The sequence below is a fragment of the Vibrio sp. 10N.222.46.A1 genome, from assembly GCF_041473595.1.
Taxonomy (GTDB): domain Bacteria; phylum Pseudomonadota; class Gammaproteobacteria; order Enterobacterales; family Vibrionaceae; genus Vibrio; species Vibrio tasmaniensis_A.
In genome coordinates this window covers 1-2,674 of sequence record NZ_JBFRSN010000572.1, presented here as the reverse complement: position 1 = coordinate 2,674, position 2,674 = coordinate 1, and the positions used below count along the sequence as shown (strand labels likewise).

The 2,674-nt window shown below is 47.4% G+C and carries 1 protein-coding gene; it reads left to right on the top strand.

The features are described 5' to 3' along the window. Positions 1-2,674 (top strand): error-prone DNA polymerase (locus AB4496_RS16220; RefSeq protein WP_372131367.1); only part of this gene is annotated, 2,674 nt, incomplete at both ends.

Here is a 2,674-nt window from a genome sequence, read left to right as displayed (position 1 = left end):
GCTAAGCACTGCTTCATTCTTTGGTTTCCTCAACAGAAAAATGAAGACGCGCACTGGGGGCAATGGCTCTCCCAGCACCATTCAGGTCGGCTTTGGATCGGCTTACAACGACACCTAAAGCAAACCGACCAGCAATACACAGATTACTGCGTTGAGCTGTCACAACATCACCAACTGCCGATTACAGCTTGTGGTGGCGTGCTGATGCACAACGCGAACCGCTTACCCTTACAGCACTCACTCACTGCAATAAAGTACCAACAGCCCATTACCGAAGTGGGCAATCACTTACTCGCCAATGCCGAGCGCTGTTTACGCAGCATCAATAAGATCTCTCATATATTCAAAGCTGAGTGGCTAGAAGAGAGCAACCGAATCGCTGAGCTGTGTGAATTTGATTTAGATAGCTTGCGCTACGAATACCCAAGCGAGCTGATCCCTCAAGGTGAGACACCCATGAGCTACCTACGCATGTTAGTCGAAAAGGGAAAACGAGCTCGCTTCCCGCAAGGTGTACCTAATGACATTCAACAAATCATAGATAAAGAATTGAGGCTAATTGACGCGCTTGACTACCCTTTCTTTTTTCTCACCATTCACGACATAGTCATATTTGCCAAAAGCCAAGGCATTCTTTACCAAGGTCGAGGTTCAGCGGCCAATTCCGTGGTCTGTTACTGCCTAGAGATCACCTCTGTCGACCCAAGACAAATCTCAGTGCTATTTGAACGCTTCATCAGTAAAGAGCGCGATGAGCCGCCCGATATTGATGTCGATTTTGAGCACGAGCGCCGTGAAGAAGTCATCCAATACATCTACAAAAAATACGGTAGAGAACGTGCAGCACTTGCCGCAACTGTCATTTCATATCGCTTTAAAAGCGCGGTCAGAGATGTCGGCAAAGCTTTAGGGCTACAAGAAACTCAGCTTGATTACTTTATAAAGAACACCAATCGCAGGGACAAAAGCTTAGGTTGGCAGGCTCAGCTCACTCAATTGGGGCTACAGCCTGATTCTTTGAAGGGACAGCAGTTTATCCATTTGGTTAATGAGATCATCGGCTTTCCACGTCACCTGTCTCAGCATGTTGGCGGCTTCGTGATCTCTTCTGGGCCTTTGTATGAATTGGTTCCCGTCGAAAATGCGGCTATGCACGATCGAACCATAATTCAATGGGATAAGGATGATCTTGAAACATTGGGGCTGCTGAAAGTTGATGTACTCGCGTTAGGTATGCTCTCTGCGATTCGTAAATGTTTCGACCTGATCAAACGCATTCACGGGCGATCACTGACCATTGCTGAGATCACCCGCCTTAAGGATGACCCTCAGGTTTACGGCATGATTCAGCGAGCAGACACCGTCGGGATCTTCCAAATAGAGTCACGCGCGCAAATGAGCATGCTGCCAAGGCTCAAACCAAGGACTTATTACGACTTGGTGATTCAAATTGCTATCGTACGTCCTGGGCCTATTCAAGGCGATATGGTTCACCCATTCTTAAAGCGCCGAGATGGTATTGAGCCAATCAGTTATCCATCTAAAGACGTGGAGTCGGTACTGTCGCGCACTTTGGGTGTGCCGATATTCCAAGAACAAGTGATTAAGCTCGCGATGGTTGCCGCAGGATTCACAGGTGGAGAGGCGGATCAGCTCAGACGCGCGATGGCCGCTTGGAAGAAAAATGGCAACGTCTTTAAGTTTAAAAACAAACTCATCGAGGGAATGCAAAAGCGTGGCTATGAGACAGAATTTGCTGAGCAGATCTTTAAACAGATATGCGGCTTTGGCGAATACGGTTTTCCTGAAAGTCACTCGGCTTCGTTTGCGGTGTTAGCGTATTGCTCAGCTTGGTTGAAATGCTACTACCCAGAATGCTTCTATACTTCCTTGCTCAATAGCCAACCTATGGGGTTTTATAGCCCATCACAGTTGGTACAAGACGCACAACGACACAATGTGGTAGTTCTTCCGGTATGTGTGAACGCCTCACAAGACAACCACACTGTCATCGCTCATCAGAATGGTTTAGCGATTCGCTTAGGGCTGCGACAAATCAAAGGATTCAGCGAACATGGGATTCAAAGCGTGCTCGCCAATCGGCCACAATCCGGTTATCGCCACCCTAGCCAGGTGAAACAGTTATCGATGAATAAGAAAGATATCGAGCTACTGGCATCGGCCAATGCGCTACATAACGTATCGGGAGACCGCTTCCAGACTCGCTGGGCAATCATGGACTCCGCTTCTGATTTACCTCTGTTTAGCCAAGTCTATGACGATGTTGGGGATGGACATGACGAACATGCACTGCACAAACCCAATGAGATGCAAGATCTACTCGAAGACTTCACCAGTGTCGGAATTTCATTGAACAAACACCCAATCACTTTGCTAGAAGAAGCGGGACGATTAGGTCGATTCACACACATGAAGGATTTAATACAGCAAAGACACAAATCTATGGTCACGGTTGTTGGATTAGTCACAGGAAAACAAGCTCCCGGAACCGCGGCAGGTGTTACCTTTGTTACATTAGAAGATAACACGGGCAATATTAATGTCGTGGTATGGGGAGCAACCGCGCGCTCTCAACAGCAAGCTTATCTGACAGCCAAAGCGTTAAAAGTACAAGGCATATTAGAAAAGGAAGGCGAAGTTGTGCATGTTATAG